Genomic DNA, 21209 nt, shown 5'->3' with positions numbered 1-21209 from the left:
AAGCTAACTTAAAAGGATTCAAATAGACTTTATCGTTGTGCTGCCTTAAGCAACAAATGCAACGATTTCACCACCGATACCAGCAGCGCGAGCAGCACGATCACTCATAATGCCTTGGCTAGTTGATACGATAGCAACACCCATACCTTGCTTAACAGTAGGGATAGCGTCTTTACCGCGATGCTGGCGTAAACCAGGACGGCTAAAACGTTGGATAGTTTCGATGACAGCTTTGCCTTCGAAGTATTTTAGTTCAATAGTAAGTGTTGCTTTGTTGTTGTCTTCTTCAGTAACAACGGCATTAGCTACATAACCTTCGCTAACTAATAGATCAGCGATTGATTTACGTAGTTTAGAGCTCGGCATTGCTACCGATACTTTGTTAGCCATTTGTGCGTTACGAATACGGGTTAGCATATCCCCAACGGTATCTTGCATACTCATATAGTTACCCCTTACCAGCTTGCTTTACGAACACCAGGCACATCGCCTTGCATGACTCGCTCACGCAGCATATTGCGTGATAAGCCAAACTTACGGAAGTAGCCATGAGGACGACCGGTGATAGCACAACGATTGCGCAGACGTACTGGCGATGAATTACGTGGTAGAGCTTGTAGCTCTAACATCGCGTCCATACGCTCTTCGTCACTTGCAGTCATATCACTGATGGTTTCTTTTAGCTTAATACGCTTTTCAGCATATTTAGCAACCATTTTTTCGCGCTTTAATTCGCGGTTAATCATGCTCTTTTTTGCCATAACGTCTTTACCTTATTTAAATGGGAAGCCGAATGCTTTAAGTAACGCACGACCTTCTTCATCAGATTGAGCTGACGTGGTGATTGTCACATCCATACCACGGATACGATCAATCTTGTCAAAATCTACTTCTGGGAATACGATTTGTTCTTTGATACCCAGTGAATAGTTACCACGTCCGTCAAAGGCTTTAGGTGAAAAACCACGGAAATCGCGAATACGAGGAATTGCAATGGCAATCAGACGATCTAAAAATTCGTACATTTGCTCACCGCGTAGCGTTACTTTACAGCCAATTGGCCATTCTTCACGAATTTTAAAGCCAGCAACTGATTTACGCGCTTTGGTGACGACAGGCTTTTGACCAGCAATCGCTGTCATGTCAGCTACTGCACCTTCAAGCAATTTCTTGTCTTGAGACGCACCGCCTACACCCATGTTAATTGTGACTTTAGTGATTTTAGGCACTTGCATCACATTGTCTAAACCAAGCTCTTCTTTGATTTGCTGCTTTAGTTTATCGTTATATAAAGATTTTAATCTTGCCATTACCATTACACCCTTAGTGTCTTACGCAGTCGCCACTACTTCACCGTTCGAACGATAGACGCGTTGTTTCTTGCCGTCTTCGCCGAATTGATAAGTAATACGGTCTGCTTTTTGGGTTTGCGCATTTAAGATTGCGACATTTGAGATATGCAGAAAAGCTTCTTGCTTAAGAATGCCACCTTCAACGCCAGTTGCCTGATTTGGCTTCTGATGTTTAGTAACAATATTAATGCCTTCTACTTTAATACGATCATTTTTTACAGCTTGTACAGTACCTTGTTTGCCTTTATCTTTACCAGCAATCACGATAACTGTATCGCCTTTACGTAATTTTGACATGGATTACCTCACAATACTTCTGGTGCTAGTGATACAATTTTCATAAACTGATCACCACGTAGTTCACGAGTTACCGGTCCAAAAATACGAGTTGCAATCGGTGCTTTATTTTGGTTCAACAATACCGCAGCATTGTCGTCAAAACGCAGAACAGAACCATCAGGACGACGAACGCCTTTTTTGGTACGTACAACTACCGCATTCATCACATCGCCTTTTTTAACACGACCGCGAGGAATGGCTTCTTTAACCGTTACTTTAATAATGTCGCCAACTGATGCATAACGACGATGAGAACCACCCAGTACTTTAATGCACTGAACTCGCCTTGCACCGCTATTATCTGCAACTTCCAGCATTGACTCAACCTGAATCATAGCGTTACTCCACACGTATGAGCAAAAAAACCAGTTGCTGCCGCTAGCACAGTATGAGTAGACGGCATTTTAATGTAAATAACCGCACCTTACTCTTAATGTGAGTGATATACGCTCGGCGCAATCAGCATCCTTAAAAAGGCGGCTATTTTAACAGCTTCTGGCTTTTAATGCAATTTACTTAGATTTTTTCTACTTTTTCAACCACATCAACTAAAGTCCAAGACTTAGTTTTTGAGATTGGACGCGTTTCTTTGATGCGGACAAGGTCGCCTTGTTGGCAAACGTTATTCTCATCATGGGCCTTAATTTTTGTAGAACGACGAAGCTGTTTGCCATACAAAGGATGACGAACCAGACGCTCAATCAAAACCGTGATGGACTTGTCCATCTTGTCGCTGACAACTCGTCCTGTCAATACGCTAGCATTGGTAGCTGTTTGATTGTTATCGCTCATGAGTCGCCTCGTTGTTTCTCGTTAATCAAAGTCTGAATCTGAGCAATCGTGCGACGATTGCCTCTGACTTCATGGGTATTACCCAACTGACCAGTTGCTTTAGCCATACGAATACGGAAAGCATCAAGTTGCTTTTCATCAAGTAACTGAGTCAGTTCTTCTAATGATTTATCACGTAATTCACTGATCTTCATTACATTATCGTCCGCTTAACAATGGTAGTTTTAAAGGGCAGTTTTGCTGCAGCAAGCGTGAAAGCTTCACGTGCAAGTTCTTCTGGTACCCCTTCAATTTCATATAGCACTTTACCAGGTTTGATTTCGCATACCCAATATTCGACTGGACCTTTACCTTTACCCATACGTACTTCTAATGGTTTATTAGTAATAGGCTTATCTGGGAATACACGAATCCAAATCTTACCACCACGCTTAATTTTACGAGTAATGGTACGACGTGCCGCTTCAATTTGACGAGCTGTCATACGACCACGCGTCAAAGATTTTAGACCAATTTGTCCGAATGCAACGGTGCTTCCACGATGAGCTAGCCCAGTGTTACGACCTTTATGCATTTTACGAAACTTGGTACGTTTTGGCTGTAACATAGTTTAACCTCTGTCTGAGTTTCGACGGTTTCCACCACGACCACGGCGTTTTGGCGCACGAGTCTGCTCTTCTTTGACGGGATTGTATACACTATTCATGCCGTCAAGGATTTCGCCACGGAAAATCCAAACTTTTACACCAATGGTGCCGTAAGTTGTTTCCGCACGTACTGACGCATAGTCAATATCAGCGCGTAGTGTATGCAATGGCACACGACCTTCACGGTACCATTCAGAACGAGCAATCTCAGCACCGCCAAGACGGCCAGACAACTCAACTTTAATACCTTTAGCACCAGAACGCATACTGTTCTGTACAGCGCGTTTCATCGCACGACGGAACATAACGCGACGCTCAAGCTGACTAGCAATACCGTCTGCTACCAAACGAGCGTCAAGGTCAGGTGACGTGATTTCTTCAATGTTGACCTGAGCAGGTACGCCCATAATTTTGGTCAATTCTTTTTGAAGTCTTTCGATATCTTCGCCTTTTTTACCGATAACAATACCAGGACGCGCAGTGGCGATGGTAATCTTAGCAGCACCAGTAGGACGCTCGATCATTATGTTGCTGATCATAGCGTTATCTAGTTTTTTGCGTAAATATTCACGAACTTGAATATCGTTGATTAGGTATTCTGAGTATTGTTTAGGGTTAGCATACCAGTTTGCGTTATGCTTTTTTACAACACCAAGACGAATTCCGATTGGATGTACTTTTTGACCCATAACTTATTCTCCTACCTTTATAGTGATGTGACAGGTACGTTTACTGATACGATCAGCACGACCCTTAGCACGTGGTAGGATACGCTTTAGCGTGATGCCTTCATCGACATAGATAGTAGCGACTTTTAGGTCGTCGATATCTAATCCATGATTATGTTCGGCATTGGCGATGGCTGAGTTAAGACATTTCTTAACAAACACAGCGCCTTTTTTATTGCTATACGTTAGGATATCCAAAGCACGTTCGATAGATTTGCCACGAACTTCATCAGCAACGAGTCTAACTTTTTGTGCCGAGATGGCGGCACCGCGTAATTTTGCAGTTACTTCCATGGTAAGCACCTTATTTCTTAGCTTTTCTGTCAATGCCATGACCACGATACGTACGAGTCGGGGCAAATTCACCTAGTTTATGACCAACCATCTGCTCGCTCACGATAACCGGTACATGAGTACGGCCGTTGTGAACAGATAAAGTTAGGCCAACCATTTGTGGCAAAATCATCGAGCGGCGCGACCAAGTTTTAATCGGTTTGCGTGAGTTGGTTTCTAATGCATTCTCAACTTTAGCAAACAAGTGCGCGTCTATGAATGGACCTTTTTTCAATGAACGAGGCATGAAATTCTTCCTTATTTCTTCTTCTTGGCGCGACGGATGATCATATTGTCAGTACGCTTATTATGACGCGTTTTAAGTCCTTTAGACTTCTGACCCCAAGGGCTAGTTGGATGGCGACCTTTGTTACGACCTTCACCACCACCATGTGGGTGATCAACTGGGTTCATCGCTACACCGCGAACGGTAGGACGAATACCACGCCAACGTGAAGCACCGGCTTTACCAAGTGATTTCAAGTTGTTTTCAGTATTAGAAACTTCACCAATAACTGCACGGCAGTTGATATGTACACGGCGAGTTTCACCTGAACGCATACGAAGAATCGCATAAATACCGTCACGGCCTAATAACTGAACGCTTGCACCCGCTGCACGAGCCATCTGTGCGCCTTTACCGATTTTAAGTTCGATATTATGGATCACAGTACCCAATGGGATGTTTTTAAGCGGTAAACAGTTACCTGGACGAATTGGAGATGCTTCGCCTGACATTACTGTATCGCCAACTGCTTGTTTTTTAGCAGCAATGATATAGCGACGTTCGCCATCAGCATACTTAAGTAAAGCAATATGTGCAGTACGGTTAGGATCGTATTCAATACGCTCTACCGTTGCTGGAATATTGTCTTTGGTGCGTTTAAAATCAATAATACGGTAATGTTGCTTATGACCACCGCCAATATGACGAGTAGTTATACGGCCATTATTATTACGACCACCTGACTTACTTTTTGATTCGAGAAGCGCTGCATAAGGACGACCTTTGTAAAGGTGTGGATGCACCACTTTTTCAACAAAACGACGGCCTGGTGATGTTGGCTTTGCTTTTACGATAGGCATGAGTGTTATCCTTATTCGTTGTTCGCTGTTTCACTAGTAGAGGTAGTAGTATCAACTACGTCCTCACCAGCATCAGCCATTTGTACATCGTGACCAGCTTTTAGGGTAACATAGGCTTTTTTATAGTCATTACGACGGCCGATGCTCTTACCAAAACGCTTTGTCTTACCTTTAACATTCAAAGTGTTCACTTTAGTAACTTCAACACCTTCAAACATTAGCTCAACTGCTTTTTTGACTTCTAACTTAGTAGCGTTAGCATCAATTTTAAATACTTGCACGCCAAGTGAGTCACCAAGCATTTGAGATTTCTCTGAGAAGACAGGTCCTCTTAAGACCTGATAAAGTCTTGCGTTATTCATGCTAGTGCTTCCTCAAATTGTTTCGCAGCTTCAACTGACATGATCACTTTATCAAAGGCGATCAAGCTCACTGGATCCACTTCGTTTGTACCAAGTACATTGACGTGTGGAATATTGCGGGCGGCTAAGTATAAGTTTTCGTCAACATCTTTTGTGACGATAAGTGCACGAGGTGCATTTAATTCACTCAACTTTGCAATCAACTCTTTGGTCTTAGGTGCAGAGATTGTTAATTCTTCAACCAAGATTAGACGTTCTTGACGTATTAACTCGGCTAAGATGCACTGCATAGCGCCGCGATACATTTTGCGGTTAACTTTTTGTGACCAGTCTTGTGGTTTGGCCGCGAATGCACGTCCGCCCCCACGCCAGATTGGGCTACGAATAGAGCCTGCACGAGCGCGACCAGTACCTTTTTGGCGCCATGGCTTAATGCCACCGCCAGAAACTTCGGCACGGGTTTTTTGTGCACGTGTACCTTGACGAGCACCTGCAAGATATGCAGTGACGACTTGATGCACTAATGCTTCGTTGAATTCACGACCGAAAGCCGTATCAGAAAGCTCAACCGCCGCACCTGTAACTGTTTTTAAATCCACGTTAATCCCCTTGCTTAGGCTTTGATTGACGGACGTACGATAACGTCGCCACCGGTGGCACCTGGGATAGCACCCTTGATGACAAGTAACCCTTTTTCGGCATCAACCGAGACCACTTCTAGGCCTTGAACGGTAACACGTTTGTTACCCATTTGGCCCGCCATCTTTTTGCCTTTGAATACTTTACCTGGCGACTGGTTCTGACCAGTTGAACCATGTGCACGATGAGATACTGAGTTACCGTGCGTAGCATCTTGCATACTAAAGTTGTGACGTTTTACAGGGCCTTGGAAACCTTTACCTTTACTATTTCCTGTAACATCAACCATCTGACCTTGTTCGAACAAGTCAGCTAGAATCTCACCACCAATCTCACGACCTTCAAGATCGCTTTCATTGGCACGAAATTCCCAAACACCACGACCAGCTTTAACGCCAGCTTTTGCGAAGTGACCTTTCTGTGCGGCTGTTACGCGGCTGTCACGACGAGTACCTGTGGTGATTTGAATGGCTTGATAGCCATCTACATCAGTATTTTTTACTTGAGTAATGCGGTTTGCATCGACCTCAATCACTGTTACAGGGATAGAGGCACCTGTCTCAGTGAAGACACGGGTCATGCCGCATTTTTTACCGACTAAACCGATCGCCATTTTAGACCTCTTTATATCTTATATTAATGGGTTGGGCATTTAATGTGCATTAACCCAAAGCAATTTGAACGTCAACGCCCGCCGCTAAATCTAACTTCATTAACGCGTCCACAGTTTTGTCAGTAGGTTGAACGATATCAACCATACGCTTATGAGTACGGATTTCGTACTGATCACGAGCGTCTTTATTGACGTGTGGCGAGGTTAGAACGTTGAAGCGCTCAATGCGAGTCGGCAACGGTACAGGACCACAAACTTGCGCACCGGTGCGCTTTGCAGTATCAACAATCTCTTGTGCAGATTGATCAATCAGACGATGATCAAAAGACTTAAGACGGATACGGATTCTCTGGTTAGCCATGCCAGCAAGCTCCTAATATGTGCTTTTATCATTCTTGCTTTGCAAGTAAATGAGTAAAAGCCGTTTGGTTAAATATTCACTTAAAGCGGCCTTCTGTTCTTAACCAGAATGAGTTCGTTAACGGAACTTATAGCGTACTAAAAGCAAAATAGTTTAAAGCCCCGCCGACCCTTCCATTATAGGATGTCAGCAAAGGCATAATGAAATAGTGCTAGAAACGATGCTCTAGCTGTCATAGCGCCAGCTTTTTTATTGGCCGCGCATATATAATTCAGTGGTGTATATTATACATAGTATTTATCTGATTGCAAGACCAATATCTAGAACACTTAACAGCATTATTAAAATTAGTTCACTTCAAAGTTAATCACTATCTATTATTAGTTATATATATTTGATTGATTTCTAAAATGAAGCATTACAACTCTATTGACTACTTAGCGTTTTAATTGCTTCAATTAAAACGCTAAGGTCGAAGACTAGCTACCATCTAGTCTAATACAATATCATACTGCTCTTGGGTATATAGGTTTTCTACTTCAAAAGTAATAACTCGTCCTAATAAGTATTCAAGATCTGCAACTGTATCCGCTTCTGAGGTGAGTAATAAGTCAATAACGGCAGCATGAGCCACGACTGTAAACTTCTTTGGAGAGTTGTAAGTACGAGCGCAGCGCATCATTTCACGAAATATCTCAAAGCAAACTGTCTCGGCTGTTTTGACAAAGCCGCGACCCTGGCATGTCGAGCAAGGCTCGCATAGTTGCTGCCCTAACGACTCACGTGTCCGTTTACGTGTCATCTCTACCAGACCAAGCTCACTGACTTGGGTGATATTAGTCTTGGCATAATCTTGAGTAAGTTGTTCTTGTAAGCTTGTCAGTACATCATCTTTATGTTCTTGCTCTAGCATATCGATGAAATCTAGAATAATAATGCCACCCAAATTACGCAGACGTATTTGACGGGCGATTGCATGTGTGGCTTCAAGATTGGTCTTATAGACAGTATCTTCTAATGAACGTCCACCGACAAATGAGCCCGTATTAACATCAATAGTCGTCATCGCTTCGGTTTGATCAATAATCAGATAACCACCAGATTTTAAATCAACACGACGTTTTAAGGCATCGCGTAAGTCTTCTTCAACTCGATGCACATCAAACAGTGATTGCTCAGCAGTGTAGTGGACAATGCGATCATAGACGAAGGGCACAAACTCTTTAGCAAAATGCCGCACTTGCTCGTAGATTTGCGTATTATCGACGATGACTTTTTCGGTGTCTGCATGTACCAAATCACGAATAGAGCGTAGCGGTAAAGACAGCTCTTGATAAATAAGCTCTGAGCTTTGATGGTGATTCATCTCTTGTCGACGTGCACAAATAGTTCGCCAGAGCTGCACGAGATAGTAAATGTCTTCTTCGAGCTTGTCGACAGGTACGCGCTCAGCCGCCGTACGCGCAATCAAACCACCTTTTAAATTGACTGTCTGCATCAGACTGGTCAGCTCAGTTTTGAGACGCGTGCGTTCATCATCACTATCAATACGCTGGGAGATACCAACATGATCGCTTGATGGCAAATATACTAGATAACGTGATGGCAATGAGACGTTGGTAGTCAGACGTGCGCCTTTACTACCTAATTGATCTTTAGTCACTTGTACTAAAATACGCTGACTTTCATGCAGACGGTGTTGGATAAGAGTCTTACTAGGTGCAGCTACGATCTCAGTGGTCTTTGCGCTGACAACAGGTGGTGTTATCTCTAGACTGTCGGCTGATGTTACTCCAGTATCCGTCGAATCCATGGCCTCTGGTATAGATTGGTTTTTATTCTTTGAAGTGGGTCGTGGTTCACGCTGCATATCATTGACATGTAAAAAAGCCGTACGTGACTGACCAATATCTACAAAGGCAGCCTGCATTCCTGGTAATACACGTACCACCGTACCCAGATAAATATTGCCTACTAATCCTAATTTATGATGGCGCTCTATGTAAATCTCGCCGAGCACACCATTATCCAAGACAGCCACGCGGCATTCCATGGGACTGACATTAATCAGCAGCTCTTCAGACATATTGTTTTTCTCTTATTGCTTATAGTTCTTATAAACAGTTCTTATAAATAGTGATGAATAGCTCTTTAATAAAAATATAGCTTTCTGAACTTGTAGTGTAACAAACGTCTTAGGGTACTGCCCACCATCCTGCCGTGTCATTATGTGACTAATTACTTTTGCATGCGCCTCTTCAATACCATTTACGCTTATAAACCGTAGATATTATGGCTTTTAGTTGCTTCATCAATTAATGCTAGCGTTTGTGCTAATGGTAATCCTACGACGTTAGTGTAACTACCATTAATACTCGTTACCCAAGCAGCGGCTAGACCCTGAATAGCGTAACCACCAGCTTTATCAGCAGGCTCATCGCTATCCCAGTAATCACTCATCATATCTTGCGTTAACGGGATAAAAGTGACATCAGTAGACTCAATGATTTGCTTTTGCCATACCACTTTTAACGGCTCATTACTTAATTGTTTATCAGCATCTGTCGTTGGCTTAGCAGGAAGCAATGCTACTAAGGTCGCTTGTACAGCAGTCCATACTTGATGAGTGTTATCAGACATCTGCTGCCACATACTATAGGCATGAGCGCGATCTGCTGGCTTGACTAGCACGGTCTTACCATCAGGCAGCACACCAATAGTGTCGGCTGTTAAAATTATAAATGGCGTAATTGGTTTAGATAGCTGAGAGCTATTACATTGATAGTCTAGGTTTAACTGGGCAATAGCGGCATCGGCTTTAGCAGCAATCATCCGTAGAATATAGTCTTTTGGAGATTCGTTATCATATGGCGTCTCATCAATATCAACGCTCAAAATAGTCAAATCAAGCTGGGCACTGGAAAGAAGCTCTTGACGACGCGGCGAACCAGAAGCCAATAGGATATCCATCACTACTCTCTTATTGTCATAATGTTTTATAATTTTAGAACTATCAGTGAGGTACTGAAACTCACTAAGCACTTATTGTATTCGACATAGCTAACGTGCAAATTTTAGCGAGTAAATCCACGTAATATTAATAGTATGATTGGCCAGCTTAAGATACTCATTAATAAAGATAACCCCGATTGTGCGACAAACAGGTTTTGAGTCATTAGCTGCAATACCCATAAGCTTAGTTGAAAAACGATTAACCCTACCGCTGCTAAGAACCAAGCACTAAGCGTATTTAATTGCTTTATCTGAATGCTACATACCCTAAGTGCTAATACCATCACTACCGCTGCGAATGCTTGTTGACCAAGGTGAGTATCCATTAGTAAGTCAGCAGCAATACCAACAGTAAATGCTGTAAAAATACCAACGTAGCGTGGTTGAAATAATAACCAAAATATCAGCACCATAATCATGATCATGGGACGTAAGGTTGCCATGGTCGGGCTTAATGGATAGACATTAGGTGACGAAGCAACCACAAAGCTTAGTATGATTGCGAGCAGCATCTTACTAGGTGAATGCTCAGAGTTTGAAAGCGCCATGAGTGCTTGCCTTAACGTTTATTTAGCGACTGGCAGGTATTGATGATTGGGTGTCAACGTGCACTATTTTATCTTGCAGGATTAGTACATAAGCATTATCAACAAAATTGGCAGCAGGTGATACCTCGATGCTTCTAAAGTTATCAGCTTGGGTATCTTTAATACGAGCAATACGGCCTACTCGATAGCCTGCTGGAATACGTCCGCCAAGACCAGAAGACACTAACTCATCGCCAATACGTACGTCTGAGGTTTTGAATACGTAGTTAAGGCTTAGTGAGGTTGGGATACCCGCACCTGTGACGATTGCGCGTTGACCAGTACGCTTGATGGTTACTGCGACTGACTGCTGTTCATCAGTGATCAATAACAAGCGACTGGTATTGGGATATACATTAATAATTTGTCCCAAAATACCGTTTTCATCAATAACTGTTTGCCCAACTTGGACACCATCTTGAGCGCCCTTATTAAGTACAACGATTTGCTTAAGCAAATTGGTATCTGTACCGATTACTTGTGCTAAATTTAGATCAAACAAGTCAGGCTTGGTAGTTGACAAAATTCCTTGCAAGCGTGCATTTTGTGCCAAGATATAGTCTTGTTGCTGCAGCTTTGCTTGTGCATGAATTAGTTGCGACTTTAGTTGTACGTTTTCGCGGCGCAACGCTTCTTTTGATTGCACGCTACCACGTACCCAATGCTCAGCATAGCTTGGCAATAAAGAAAACTCATAGATAGGCTGCATGGCTGCATGACTGATACTGCGAACAGGCTTGAACCACTCTGGATTTTTGCTATCAAACCACATGACTATTAGCGCCACTATTAATACAATAACAGTCCTACGAAGTGCGAGTGGTTGACGGGCAAAAATACTTGGGATCATAGGGCATCTAATTTGATCGGTACCCAGCGCGGGGTATAAAGCCATCACACATAAGAGATGACGACATATGCTAGTTATTAATGTGACAAAGGCAGTCTCGTTGACCGCCTCTGTGCAGATATTTTCTTTGGCTTAGATTTATCACCTAAAATGTATCTAAAGGCGCTTTAATAATCAAAAAGGCTTATACAAAAATCATATTCAAGCTTTTGTTATTAATGAAATCAAGCGCGATGCCACCGCCACGGCTAACACAGGTCAGTGGATCTTCTGCGACAGTAACTGGTAGACCAGTCTCTTTTGAGATGAGCTTGTCCAAATCACGTAGCAATGCGCCACCACCAGTCAAGACAATTCCACGTTCTGCAATATCCGATGATAACTCAGGCGGAGTCTGCTCAAGTGCTGCTTTTACTGCGCTTACGATACCACTTAATGGATCGCTTAGTGCTTTTTGAATCTCTTCTGAATTGATCGTAAACGTCTTAGGTACGCCTTCTGCCATACTACGACCACGAACCTCTACTTCTAAATTGCTATCTTCGTTAAGCGCTGAACCTACTTCTTGTTTAATACGCTCAGCTGTGGTTTCACCAATCACGCAACCATGTGTACGGCGTACGTGGGTAATGATGGCATCATCGAACATATCACCGCCAATTCGGATTGACTCTGCATACACACAACCAGATAGCGCAATAACAGCAATCTCAGTAGTACCGCCGCCGATGTCAACAACCATTGAGCCACTGGCTTCGTGTACCGGCATGCCCGCACCAATAGCCGCTGCCATCGGCTCTTCTAATAACAATACCTTGTTAGCGCCTGCTGATGATACCGCTTCACGAATAGCCTTGCGCTCAACCAAAGTAGATTTGCAAGGTACGCAAACTACTACATTGGGCTGTGCCATAAAACGCTTGGCTTTTACTTTGGCGATAAAATGCTTCAGCATCTTTTGCGTCACTTCAAAGTCAGCAATGACACCATCTTTTAATGGACGAATAGCCGTAATATTGGCAGGTGTTCGCCCAAGCATTTGCTTGGCATCAAGACCGACAGCAGCGACGGTAGGGTTTTGAGTACGGTTGCTACGTAAAGCGACCACTGTAGGCTCGTCGAGCACCACACCTTTATTAGGAATAAAGATTAAGGTGTTCGCAGTACCAAGGTCGATAGCGATATTATTTGATAAAAATCCAAACGGGTTCATTAATATATCCAGCGGCTTACAAATGAGGCGAATGAGATGACTGAGGCGGTGCTCGTCGGTATTGAGTAGATTGTAGTCAGGTGCTCAGATTAGCAAAAGCGTATCTTTGCGACAAGTTGAATCCGAGCAATAATGACTAAAAGCCAAAAGTGAGCTAAATTATACCGATTTAGCTCAAAAAAAACACAGATATTTGCATCAGAGAGTCAGGATTTTAGTTTGAAACGCTAAAAGTTGTTACAAAGTTTGAAATAGTAGTAAATACTATTCAACTTAATGAAACATCATTTAATTCAATAACTAACAAGGCTCTATCAACAGTTGACAATTTTGCTCAATAGCAGGTGCATACTGTAACGTATTTCAGAACACAATGGGTGAGCAATTAGGAATGAAACATTAACTATACGGTCAGTTTGACAAACCATTCTATCTTGGTTGATATTATGCATCAATCAGGCGCCCTGCTCTGTAAACTTGGGTCAGATGCTTTATAATAAGCCAACTCTATATGAGATTCTTTAGCACTTATCTATTTTAGTTTTATTATTTACTTATATTAGGGCGTGTTCTTAATCTGAACAAGTGAACCTCTAATGGACTAATAGTCGCTTAATTGCTAATCGTTCAATTAATAAATACTTACTCTAACAAAAACTGTCCTTCACTGGAGAAATTATGTCACAGCAACCAGCAACGTCTGACAGCAACGTCAGCCGTGAAGAAATCTTAGAAGTTGCCAACCTTGCACGTTTAGGTGTTGATGAAAATACGGCGAGCAGCTATGCCGATGATATTAGTAAAGTATTAAAGCTGATGCATACTCTTAGCAACGTTGATACGACTGATATCAAACCATTATCGAATATCCATGAAGCTTGCCAAGAATTGCGTGCTGACGTTGCCAAACACGACATTAACCGCGAACGTAATCAATCGGTCGCGCCTGCTGTAGAAGATGGCCTGTATCTAGTGCCACAAGTTATTGAGTAATTTGTTCTACTTATTTTTGCGCTTATTTTATCCTATTTTACGCTATTAACATCTTGACGGACGACACCCTATGTCTGAACTTCATCTATTAAGTACCCAGCAACTCATTATGGGCTTGCAAGACAAACAATTTAGCAGCCTTGAGCTGACCGAACATTACATCAAGCGCATAGACGCGCTAGATAGCAAGATTAACAGCTTTATTACTCATACCTCGGAGACTGCCCGAGCGCAAGCGCAAGCAGCAGACGAGATGCGTGCACAAGGTGATAAAAGACGCTTATTGGGCGTGCCTATGGCGCATAAAGATATCTTTTGTACCCAAGGCGTATTAACGACTTGTGGCTCAAAAATGCTACATAACTTCGTCTCACCTTATAACGCCACTATTGTCTCTAACATTGATAAAGCGGGCATGATTAGCCTTGGTAAGCTCAATATGGATGAGTTTGCGATGGGCTCAGACAACAGCAGCTCTTATTACGGTACCGTACAAAACCCTTGGGATCTAGAACGCGTTCCAGGTGGCTCTTCTGGTGGTAGTGCCGCAGCGGTCGCCGCAGGTTTTATCCCAGTCGCAACCGGTAGTGATACGGGTGGCTCTATTCGTCAGCCTGCTTCATTTTGCGGCTTAACAGGCATCAAACCTACTTATGGCCGCGTATCACGTTTTGGTATGATTGCCTACGCTTCAAGTCTTGATCAAGCTGGTAGCATGGGTCGTAGCGCTAAAGATTGTGCCTATCTATTACAACCAATGATTGGTCACGATCCACGCGATGCAACCTCTATCAAACATGATATGCCGGACTACGTGCAAGACCTTAATGATGCAGAAGCTGCTGCTGGCGATAAGCCATTTGATGGTTTACGTATTGGTGTCGCTAAAGAATATTTTAGTAAAGGGCTTGATGCTGAAGTAGAACAATCGGTACGTGCTGCTCTGAAGAAGTATGAAGAACTAGGCGCGACAATCGTAGAAGTGAACATCACTGACCCTGATATCACGCTTGCGACTTACTATATGTTAGCACCTGCAGAAGCGTCTTCGAACCTGTCGCGCTTCGATGGCGTGCGTTTTGGTTATCGCTGTGAAAACCCAACCGATCTTATTGATTTATACACGCGCTCACGCTCTGAAGGCTTTGGTCCTGAAGTACAGCGCCGTATCTTGACAGGTACGTATGCGCTGTCTGCTGGTTATTTTGACGCTTATTATACTAAAGCACAAAAAATACGCCGCTTAATCGTCAAAGACTTCGAAGACGCTTTTGCCAACTGTGATGTCATTGCCAGTCCAACTGCACCAACGGCTGCTTACAAGCTTGCTGAAGATCTTGACCCTGCAACCATGTATTTGGGCGATGTTTATACAATCGCGGTTAACTTAGCCGGTCTACCTGCGCTCAGCCAGCCAGTTGGTCTGACCTCAGAAGGCTTACCTGTTGGCTTGCAACTAATTGGTCAATATTGGCAAGAAAGTAAGCTGCTAGCCACCGCGCATCTGTTCCAGCAGCATACAGATCACCATTTGCAACACTCTACCATCGCGAAGGAGACGGTATAATGAACACAGCAACTACTACTGATAACAATGCCGTCCGCAAACACGCTGTTCGTAAAGAGCTATTCGTCGATGGTTATGAAGTAGTCATCGGTATCGAAATCCACTGCCAGCTGAATACAGAGAGTAAGATATTCTCCAGCGCACCGACTGACTTCGGTCATGAGCCAAACAGCCAAGCCAGTATCGTAGATTTAGGCTTGCCAGGTGTGTTGCCAGTTCTAAATGCTGGCGTGGTCGATCGTGCGCTAAAATTCGGGATTGGTGTCAATGCTGAACTGGGGCTATTTAATACCTTTGACCGCAAAAACTACTTCTACCCTGACTTGCCTAAAGGCTATCAAATTACCCAAATGGCCAACCCTATCGTTGGCGAAGGTTATATCGATGTCATAGTCAATGAAGGCGAGAAAAACGAATACCCTAAACGTATGGGCATCACCCGCGCGCATTTAGAAGAAGACGCTGGCAAGTCAGTTCATGATGCCGTCGATGGTATGACTGGTGTGGATTTGAACCGTGCTGGTACGCCATTAATCGAAATCGTCTCTGAGCCTGATATGCGTTCTGCTCACGAAGCACTGGCCTATATCAAAGCCATTCATCAGCTGGTCACGTGGTTGGGTATCTCAGATGCGGTCATGGCAGAAGGGTCATTCCGCTGCGACTGTAACGTCTCTGTGCGTAAGCCTGGCGCAGAATTGGGTACGCGTACTGAACTCAAAAACCTAAACTCGTTCCGCTTTATCGAACGCGCCATCAATCGTGAAATCGAGCGTCAAATAGATATCATTGAAGACGGCGGTAAAGTTATCCAAGCAACGATGCTTTATGATCCAGAGCGCGATGAAACTCGCACCATGCGTACCAAAGAAGACGCCAACGACTATCGCTACTTCCCTGATCCTGACCTGCTCCCTGTACGTATTGAGCAGCATACCGTTGATTCGATTAAAGCAGCCATGCCTGAGCTACCTGTTGCCCGCCGTGCACGTTTTGAAGAAGCGCTTGGTCTATCAGAATATGATGCTCGTATCTTGACGGGTAGCCGTCAACTTGCCGATTACTTTGAAGATGTTGTTGCCGAAGTGGGACAGCAAGATGCGAAGATGGCAGCTAACTGGGTCATGGGCGATCTGCTGGGTGCACTGAATAAAGATGATAAAGACATCATCGACTCCCCTATCAGCGCCAAGCAATTGGCTGGCATGCTGGAACGTATCAAAGATGATACGCTATCTGGCAAATTGGCTAAGAAGGTCTTTAGCGCCCTGTATGAGCGCGAAGGCGGCAACGATGATGATGCAGCAGATAAAATCATCGAAGAAAAAGGTCTTAAGCAAGAAACGGATACGGGCGCTATCAAAGCTATCGTTGAAGAAGTCATCGCGAAAAACCAACCGATGGTGGAAGAGTACCGCGGCGGTAAGGAAAAAGCTTTTAACGGTCTGGTGGGTCAAGTCATGAAAGCCAGTCGTGGTAGTGCCAACCCGCAGCAAGTGAACCAAATTCTAAAAGAATTGTTGGGTTAAGGTAAACGGCAAAGTAGTTATGCTGACTAAGATACTTAGAATTGTGTTGTAAACTATTAGCAAAATAAATAGCTCTTGCAATATGCTTAATTTTGCGTAAAATGGTCAGTCATTCGGGGCGTAGCGCAGTCTGGTAGCGCACTACACTGGGGGTGTAGGGGTCGCAGGTTCAAATCCTGCCGTTCCGACCAAACATAGTAGTTAAAGAGAAAAGCCAATCATTGTTTTCAATGGTTGGCTTTTTTTTGGGTTGAATTTATAAAAACAATAACGAGATTTGAAATAAAATTCATTAGGTAAGGTGATTAAGCCAATGCATAATATATTTACAAAATTATAAATTGACTTTACTTTATATATTTAAGTTCAAGAAAACATACATACTACTATGGCTCATGTTTTTTGCGATGCTAACTTCATAACATTTTAATAGGGCGTGCTTTAGACAAAAAAAATACCACTTTTACTAATTATTCAAGATAAAGCATATATGGTTATAGAACTGCTAATAAATTCGTTGTCACCTTTAGCTGAATAATAATTGAGACAAATTTACCTTTTTCAAAGATCAATATATAGTCAGTCTAATATACTTCCTCATCATAAAAAATTATTTATAAGTATCTATTAAATTCTCATAGAATGACTAGCCAATACAATAGTTCCAGATTTGTCTTCGTGCTATTAAGTTATTATTCAAATAATGGTAAATTTTTGTTCCAAACTATAGTTTATTAATATAGAATGTATTCACATATGTAAATATAAAGTAACTTTAGGTAAGCATTAACTACTACTTCCTAACCACTTACCTGTCTTATAAATGACAACTTGTCGGTAATTAATTATGAATTACAGAGCAGATATACAGATCCTTAGGGGCATTTCCGTTGTACTTGTTGTGTTGTTCCATCTTGGCTTCAGCTCAATAAAGAGTGGTTTTTTAGGAGTTGATGTTTTTTTTGTTATTAGTGGCTTTTTAATGGCTATCTTATATAAAAATAATGATATATCAGGTTTTTATTTAAGAAGAGCTAAACGATTGCTACCAGCTTATTATGCTACGATTTTTTTTACTTTAATATTTTCTTATTTTTTGACCACTCCAAATGAAACAGCCCAAGTCAACGAGCAAGCACTATATGCAGTTCCGTTTTTGTCTAATATAGGCTTCTGGTTCCAAGACTCTTATTTTAGTAATTCTCATTTCAATCCTTTACTACACCTTTGGTCGTTAGGAGTTGAAATACAATTTTACCTGATAGTACCATTGCTCTACTGGTTCTTCACGAAGCTAAAAATCAACTATTGGCTCACGATGATATTGAGCCTAGCTTTGTGTTTCATCATGGTTGGATTTTCGCCTAAAACGTCATTTTTTCTTGTCCCATTTAGACTTTGGGAGTTCTTGATTGGATATGGTGCTGCTCACTTCCTAACTAACCAAGGCAATGTGAAGTACACGAAATATAAGTGGCTGGGTCTTATAGGCTTGATTGTAGTTTTTATAATTCCATTACTTTCTGTCAGTGGCGAAGCAAGAAGTGCAGTGAATGGCCACCCTGGTCTATATGCTCTATTTGTAAGTTTGGCGACTGCAACCGTTCTAGCTTTTGGAATTCCCTCTCTTATAGAGCGTTCATATATATCCAAGGTACTCGAAAAACTTGGTAAATACTCATACTCTATTTATTTAGCTCACTTTCCTGTGATAGTGATCTATCTATCAAAACCTTTTGATGGAACAAATTTAACAATTCCAAGTCTTCAAGATGGTATTACGTTGTTTATACTTGTCTGTATAGCGTCAGCACTTCTATATTACTTTTTTGAACATAAAAGATCTAAGTACAGTATAAAGAACTATGCTTTAACTGCGAGTGCCTTATTAATAGGTTTAGTATTAGTACTACCTTCTGTTCAAAATGAATTTTATTCAGAGAAAGAATTACTTATATTCAATGCATCTTCAGATAAAGGGCCTTTTCGTTGTGGTGTAGTAACACAAAAACTTGAGAAGTTCATTACATCCTGTGATTTGACTAGTGATATTGAGCAGTCTGAGGAAAACATAATGTTCGTTGGTAATAGTCATAGTGATTCTGTAAAAGAACACTTCACTGAACTGGCTATTAAAAACGGTACTAAATTATTTATTCCAATTTCAAATACGTTCTTGTCGAAGGGTACGGCTCGTCCAAAAGTAGTAGTTGATGATTCAATTGAAAACAAAGTTAGTAAAATCGTAATACATTCTTCACCTGATTCTATTTCGAATGAAACTATAAATGAGGTCATCAAACTATCTAAGTCAGCTGGAATTAAAGTATATTTTATTGAACCGGTTCCAGTATGGGATAAGAACATTCCAACTTATATGTACAAAAAGATGAAAGGCGAAAATCAGCCCACAATTCAAAAAACAAAAGAGGATTACCTAAGTGAAAATGCTGATCAAATTCGCTTTGTGAGATCAATAAATGATGATAACTTTATATCATTCCCTATAGTAGACTATTTTTGCGCGCCAGAATGTCGTTACGTATCCAAAGAGGGAAAACCTTTATATTTTGATAAACACCATTTAACCACCACTGGAAGCTACCAGCTATCAGATGTTTTTACTAAAATACTTAAAGACTAGGTTTTCGAAAGCGCAACAAAAAAGCCAGCCATTGAACCCAATGACTGGCTTTTATTATGCTCATTACTCTTTACCCATTACTACACAGACGCTTTAGTAATCGCACTTAATTCTTCGTTAATTTTAAAAGTTTTAGACTTAATATCAGTGAAGCCAAACGACTCTAAACGCTCGGTATGTTTGGCAAGGTATCTGTTGGCGTCATCCAAATTATCAAACACATAAATGCCGCCCGCTTCTTGCGTCTCTTCGTTTTCTGTCCATAGCTTATAAACTAGACCACTCTCGTTTGCGATGTCTTCAGCAAGCTCTTGCATAGATTCAAAGAATTCATTGCCAAAAGGGCCGCTATATGGGAAGTCGATTTGCAAAAGGTATTTCATGTATTAATCCTCATTATTATTTGATTTATGTTTCATAATCGACAGAGTATGTGCTGCCAGATGTTTTCAATCTTAACATAGTACGATTGACTATAGACTTTTAGCAAGTGAGCAGCTAGGGTAAATACTTACGTTTACTCTGGTTTAACCCTATGTCTGAGCTTAGTACGCTACGTCCCGCCACTCTTGCAACTCATACCAACTATGCACCTTGGGAAGCTTATCAGCGGCCTTATGTGCGCGATTTGGCTTATGTGCTGGCGTGCCCTAACGTCTTAACAGAATGGTTGGACTTTGCACCGCATCAGAATACGCATATCGTATCGGTACATAGTGCAAGCTTTTGGCAGCAGCAGTTTGAGGCGTATGAGCAGCGTTTAGAAGAGCTAGATACTACCAAGGCTTATCAGGATCTAACCCGTTTTTTACTGACGCGCCCAAGTCCGAATCGCTTGGGCTTTCACTTCGAAGGGTTATTGTCATTTTGGTTAGAGGATGGGTTTGCGCGTAAGTTGCATCCATACGAAACGCTCGCCAATAACGTGCAACTGTATAACGGTAAGCAGACGACGGGTGAGCTGGATTTGATTTTGTATAACCATGAAGAAGGTCTCACCGAACATTGGGAGTTGGCCATTAAGTTCTTTATGGGGTCTGCCCCTTTTGCACCTATAAACTGGGTTGGGATTAATTCTAATGATAATCTACAGCGTAAAATGACGCATATGCAAACTAAGCAGTTTCGCACGGTGTGGGTCGATACCGAGAAACATGGACAAGTTAGGATTGATAAACGTTATGGCGTCATAAAGGGGCGATTCTTTTTGCCAATGAACAGGGCTAATTCTAGACACTTAGATATGCCTACTTGGTTATCACCAAGCTTTCCGATGCATAAATGGTGCGATAAAAATGATAGAGATAATCTCGCTACGATTGATATGAATAGCCTTCGGCACGCACATTATATCGAATGGTTTACTAGGCGCGGATTTTATGACTTACGTCAATCGCGTCAATCGCAAATATCTTGGCCAGACAACAATACTTTGCCTACGACAGGGCTATATTTTGAAGGCGATAGACCGATCGTGATTTATCCTGAGCAGCGCGACCAAAAAAATAATGAATCCTAAATAGCTACTATCACACTAAAATGTTACTTTTCCTCTTCAACTG

27 protein-coding genes and 1 tRNA gene are annotated in these 21209 nt (G+C 42.1%); 6 read left to right on the top strand and 22 right to left on the bottom strand.

Features of this window, described 5'->3' with window-relative positions:
- Window positions 1–45: 45 nt before the first annotated feature.
- From rpsH to AK823_RS02875, 21 genes are all read right to left on the bottom strand, one after another.
- On the bottom strand, window positions 46–444 hold the full coding sequence (gene rpsH / locus AK823_RS02975) for a 30S ribosomal protein S8 (RefSeq protein WP_068034616.1): 399 nt from the start codon (window positions 442–444) through the stop codon (window positions 46–48).
- A gap of 11 nt (window positions 445–455) precedes the next feature.
- A complete protein-coding gene (gene rpsN / locus AK823_RS02970; RefSeq protein ID WP_068034613.1) occupies window positions 456–761 on the bottom strand; it encodes a 30S ribosomal protein S14 in 306 nt (101 codons plus the stop codon).
- A 12-nt stretch (window positions 762–773) separates the two neighbouring features.
- The gene (gene rplE, locus AK823_RS02965; RefSeq protein WP_068034610.1) at window positions 774–1310 is read right to left on the bottom strand and encodes a 50S ribosomal protein L5; all 537 of its coding nucleotides are present in this window, start codon (window positions 1308–1310) and stop codon (window positions 774–776) included.
- Window positions 1311–1331: 21 nt separating this feature from the next.
- Window positions 1332–1649: a 50S ribosomal protein L24 gene (gene rplX, locus AK823_RS02960; protein WP_011279796.1), complete on the bottom strand. Its 318-nt coding sequence runs from the start codon at window positions 1647–1649 to the stop codon at window positions 1332–1334.
- An 8-nt stretch (window positions 1650–1657) separates the two neighbouring features.
- Window positions 1658–2026: a 50S ribosomal protein L14 gene (gene rplN / locus AK823_RS02955; protein ID WP_010196702.1), complete on the bottom strand. Its 369-nt coding sequence runs from the start codon at window positions 2024–2026 to the stop codon at window positions 1658–1660.
- Between the two features lie 181 nt (window positions 2027–2207).
- Window positions 2208–2483 (bottom strand): 30S ribosomal protein S17, encoded by a 276-nt coding sequence (rpsQ, locus tag AK823_RS02950; RefSeq protein WP_021813375.1) that lies wholly within the window; start codon window positions 2481–2483, stop codon window positions 2208–2210.
- Entirely contained in the window at window positions 2480–2677 is a 198-nt protein-coding gene (gene rpmC / locus AK823_RS02945; protein ID WP_010196696.1) for a 50S ribosomal protein L29, read from the bottom strand. Before rpmC ends, rpsQ begins: the two co-directional genes overlap by 4 nt.
- The gene (gene rplP, locus AK823_RS02940) at window positions 2677–3090 is read right to left on the bottom strand and encodes a 50S ribosomal protein L16 (protein WP_010196693.1); all 414 of its coding nucleotides are present in this window, start codon (window positions 3088–3090) and stop codon (window positions 2677–2679) included. Before rplP ends, rpmC begins: the two co-directional genes overlap by 1 nt.
- Before the next feature lie 3 nt (window positions 3091–3093).
- On the bottom strand, window positions 3094–3819 hold the full coding sequence (gene rpsC / locus AK823_RS02935; protein WP_068034605.1) for a 30S ribosomal protein S3: 726 nt from the start codon (window positions 3817–3819) through the stop codon (window positions 3094–3096).
- Window positions 3820–3822: 3 nt separating this feature from the next.
- The gene (gene rplV, locus AK823_RS02930; protein WP_021813373.1) at window positions 3823–4152 is read right to left on the bottom strand and encodes a 50S ribosomal protein L22; all 330 of its coding nucleotides are present in this window, start codon (window positions 4150–4152) and stop codon (window positions 3823–3825) included.
- 10 nt (window positions 4153–4162) lie between these two features.
- Complete coding sequence (rpsS, locus tag AK823_RS02925; RefSeq protein WP_068034604.1) at window positions 4163–4438, bottom strand: 30S ribosomal protein S19; 276 nt, start codon at window positions 4436–4438, stop codon at window positions 4163–4165.
- 11 nt (window positions 4439–4449) lie between these two features.
- On the bottom strand, window positions 4450–5277 hold the full coding sequence (gene rplB / locus AK823_RS02920; RefSeq protein ID WP_068034602.1) for a 50S ribosomal protein L2: 828 nt from the start codon (window positions 5275–5277) through the stop codon (window positions 4450–4452).
- Window positions 5278–5288: 11 nt separating this feature from the next.
- Window positions 5289–5639, bottom strand: coding sequence for a 50S ribosomal protein L23 (gene rplW / locus AK823_RS02915; protein ID WP_068034600.1), 351 nt, complete (start codon window positions 5637–5639; stop codon window positions 5289–5291).
- Window positions 5636–6238: a 50S ribosomal protein L4 gene (gene rplD, locus AK823_RS02910; protein WP_068034598.1), complete on the bottom strand. Its 603-nt coding sequence runs from the start codon at window positions 6236–6238 to the stop codon at window positions 5636–5638. Before rplD ends, rplW begins: the two co-directional genes overlap by 4 nt.
- A gap of 14 nt (window positions 6239–6252) precedes the next feature.
- Window positions 6253–6891: a 50S ribosomal protein L3 gene (gene rplC / locus AK823_RS02905; protein WP_068034596.1), complete on the bottom strand. Its 639-nt coding sequence runs from the start codon at window positions 6889–6891 to the stop codon at window positions 6253–6255.
- Between the two features lie 49 nt (window positions 6892–6940).
- Window positions 6941–7252 (bottom strand): 30S ribosomal protein S10, encoded by a 312-nt coding sequence (rpsJ, locus tag AK823_RS02900; RefSeq protein WP_010196670.1) that lies wholly within the window; start codon window positions 7250–7252, stop codon window positions 6941–6943.
- 490 nt (window positions 7253–7742) lie between these two features.
- Complete coding sequence (locus AK823_RS02895; RefSeq protein WP_068326089.1) at window positions 7743–9338, bottom strand: Rne/Rng family ribonuclease; 1596 nt, start codon at window positions 9336–9338, stop codon at window positions 7743–7745.
- Window positions 9339–9526: 188 nt separating this feature from the next.
- Window positions 9527–10222, bottom strand: coding sequence for a Maf family protein (locus tag AK823_RS02890; RefSeq protein ID WP_068326088.1), 696 nt, complete (start codon window positions 10220–10222; stop codon window positions 9527–9529).
- Window positions 10223–10326: 104 nt separating this feature from the next.
- The gene (mreD, locus tag AK823_RS02885) at window positions 10327–10812 is read right to left on the bottom strand and encodes a rod shape-determining protein MreD (protein ID WP_068326086.1); all 486 of its coding nucleotides are present in this window, start codon (window positions 10810–10812) and stop codon (window positions 10327–10329) included.
- Window positions 10813–10834: 22 nt separating this feature from the next.
- A complete protein-coding gene (gene mreC, locus AK823_RS02880) occupies window positions 10835–11701 on the bottom strand; it encodes a rod shape-determining protein MreC (RefSeq protein ID WP_068326082.1) in 867 nt (288 codons plus the stop codon).
- Window positions 11702–11885: 184 nt separating this feature from the next.
- Entirely contained in the window at window positions 11886–12914 is a 1029-nt protein-coding gene (locus AK823_RS02875; protein WP_068034585.1) for a rod shape-determining protein, read from the bottom strand.
- A 678-nt stretch (window positions 12915–13592) separates the two neighbouring features.
- On the opposite strand from AK823_RS02875, the gene gatC reads away from it, so the two are divergent.
- The 5 genes from gatC to AK823_RS02850 all read left to right on the top strand — a co-directional run bounded on the left by gatC (window position 13593) and on the right by AK823_RS02850 (window position 19647).
- Window positions 13593–13907 (top strand): Asp-tRNA(Asn)/Glu-tRNA(Gln) amidotransferase subunit GatC, encoded by a 315-nt coding sequence (gene gatC / locus AK823_RS02870; RefSeq protein WP_068034583.1) that lies wholly within the window; start codon window positions 13593–13595, stop codon window positions 13905–13907.
- Between the two features lie 70 nt (window positions 13908–13977).
- Entirely contained in the window at window positions 13978–15474 is a 1497-nt protein-coding gene (gatA, locus tag AK823_RS02865; protein WP_068326079.1) for an Asp-tRNA(Asn)/Glu-tRNA(Gln) amidotransferase subunit GatA, read from the top strand.
- Entirely contained in the window at window positions 15474–17003 is a 1530-nt protein-coding gene (gatB, locus tag AK823_RS02860) for an Asp-tRNA(Asn)/Glu-tRNA(Gln) amidotransferase subunit GatB (protein WP_068326076.1), read from the top strand. Before gatA ends, gatB begins: the two co-directional genes overlap by 1 nt.
- A gap of 114 nt (window positions 17004–17117) precedes the next feature.
- Window positions 17118–17194 (top strand) — tRNA-Pro (locus AK823_RS02855).
- Window positions 17195–17850: 656 nt separating this feature from the next.
- A complete protein-coding gene (locus AK823_RS02850) occupies window positions 17851–19647 on the top strand; it encodes an acyltransferase family protein (protein WP_082785619.1) in 1797 nt (598 codons plus the stop codon).
- A gap of 80 nt (window positions 19648–19727) precedes the next feature.
- Here AK823_RS02850 and AK823_RS02845 read toward each other — a convergent pair whose 3' ends face one another.
- On the bottom strand, window positions 19728–20030 hold the full coding sequence (locus AK823_RS02845; protein WP_068326074.1) for a monooxygenase: 303 nt from the start codon (window positions 20028–20030) through the stop codon (window positions 19728–19730).
- 152 nt (window positions 20031–20182) lie between these two features.
- Here AK823_RS02845 and AK823_RS02840 point away from each other — a divergent pair, with 152 nt between their 5' ends.
- Complete coding sequence (locus tag AK823_RS02840; protein ID WP_068326072.1) at window positions 20183–21166, top strand: DUF1853 family protein; 984 nt, start codon at window positions 20183–20185, stop codon at window positions 21164–21166.
- Window positions 21167–21209: the final 43 nt, after the last annotated feature.

It is taken from the genome of Psychrobacter sp. P2G3 (genome assembly GCF_001593285.1).
Taxonomy (GTDB): Bacteria; Pseudomonadota; Gammaproteobacteria; order Pseudomonadales; family Moraxellaceae; genus Psychrobacter.
This window is presented reverse-complemented; position numbering and strand designations above follow the sequence as displayed.

Coding starts and splice junctions, on each gene's coding strand:
- rpsJ (WP_010196670.1), bottom strand. CDS start 7,252: ATGGCTAACCAGAGAATCCGTATCCGTCTTAAGTCTTTTGATCATCGT.
- AK823_RS02890 (WP_068326088.1), bottom strand. CDS start 10,222: ATGGATATCCTATTGGCTTCTGGTTCGCCGCGTCGTCAAGAGCTTCTT.
- rpsC (WP_068034605.1), bottom strand. CDS start 3,819: ATGGGTCAAAAAGTACATCCAATCGGAATTCGTCTTGGTGTTGTAAAA.
- mreD (WP_068326086.1), bottom strand. CDS start 10,812: ATGGCGCTTTCAAACTCTGAGCATTCACCTAGTAAGATGCTGCTCGCA.
- rpsH (WP_068034616.1), bottom strand. CDS start 444: ATGAGTATGCAAGATACCGTTGGGGATATGCTAACCCGTATTCGTAAC.
- mreC (WP_068326082.1), bottom strand. CDS start 11,701: ATGATCCCAAGTATTTTTGCCCGTCAACCACTCGCACTTCGTAGGACT.
- AK823_RS02895 (WP_068326089.1), bottom strand. CDS start 9,338: ATGTCTGAAGAGCTGCTGATTAATGTCAGTCCCATGGAATGCCGCGTG.
- rpsQ (WP_021813375.1), bottom strand. CDS start 2,483: ATGAGCGATAACAATCAAACAGCTACCAATGCTAGCGTATTGACAGGA.
- rplV (WP_021813373.1), bottom strand. CDS start 4,152: ATGGAAGTAACTGCAAAATTACGCGGTGCCGCCATCTCGGCACAAAAA.
- gatA (WP_068326079.1), top strand. CDS start 13,978: ATGTCTGAACTTCATCTATTAAGTACCCAGCAACTCATTATGGGCTTG.
- rplX (WP_011279796.1), bottom strand. CDS start 1,649: ATGTCAAAATTACGTAAAGGCGATACAGTTATCGTGATTGCTGGTAAA.
- rpmC (WP_010196696.1), bottom strand. CDS start 2,677: ATGAAGATCAGTGAATTACGTGATAAATCATTAGAAGAACTGACTCAG.
- AK823_RS02840 (WP_068326072.1), top strand. CDS start 20,183: ATGTCTGAGCTTAGTACGCTACGTCCCGCCACTCTTGCAACTCATACC.
- rplP (WP_010196693.1), bottom strand. CDS start 3,090: ATGTTACAGCCAAAACGTACCAAGTTTCGTAAAATGCATAAAGGTCGT.
- rpsN (WP_068034613.1), bottom strand. CDS start 761: ATGGCAAAAAAGAGCATGATTAACCGCGAATTAAAGCGCGAAAAAATG.
- rpsS (WP_068034604.1), bottom strand. CDS start 4,438: ATGCCTCGTTCATTGAAAAAAGGTCCATTCATAGACGCGCACTTGTTT.
- rplC (WP_068034596.1), bottom strand. CDS start 6,891: ATGGCGATCGGTTTAGTCGGTAAAAAATGCGGCATGACCCGTGTCTTC.
- AK823_RS02845 (WP_068326074.1), bottom strand. CDS start 20,030: ATGAAATACCTTTTGCAAATCGACTTCCCATATAGCGGCCCTTTTGGC.
- rplN (WP_010196702.1), bottom strand. CDS start 2,026: ATGATTCAGGTTGAGTCAATGCTGGAAGTTGCAGATAATAGCGGTGCA.
- AK823_RS02850 (WP_082785619.1), top strand. CDS start 17,851: ATGAATTACAGAGCAGATATACAGATCCTTAGGGGCATTTCCGTTGTA.
- rplB (WP_068034602.1), bottom strand. CDS start 5,277: ATGCCTATCGTAAAAGCAAAGCCAACATCACCAGGCCGTCGTTTTGTT.
- gatB (WP_068326076.1), top strand. CDS start 15,474: ATGAACACAGCAACTACTACTGATAACAATGCCGTCCGCAAACACGCT.
- rplE (WP_068034610.1), bottom strand. CDS start 1,310: ATGGCAAGATTAAAATCTTTATATAACGATAAACTAAAGCAGCAAATC.
- gatC (WP_068034583.1), top strand. CDS start 13,593: ATGTCACAGCAACCAGCAACGTCTGACAGCAACGTCAGCCGTGAAGAA.
- AK823_RS02875 (WP_068034585.1), bottom strand. CDS start 12,914: ATGAACCCGTTTGGATTTTTATCAAATAATATCGCTATCGACCTTGGT.
- rplW (WP_068034600.1), bottom strand. CDS start 5,639: ATGAATAACGCAAGACTTTATCAGGTCTTAAGAGGACCTGTCTTCTCA.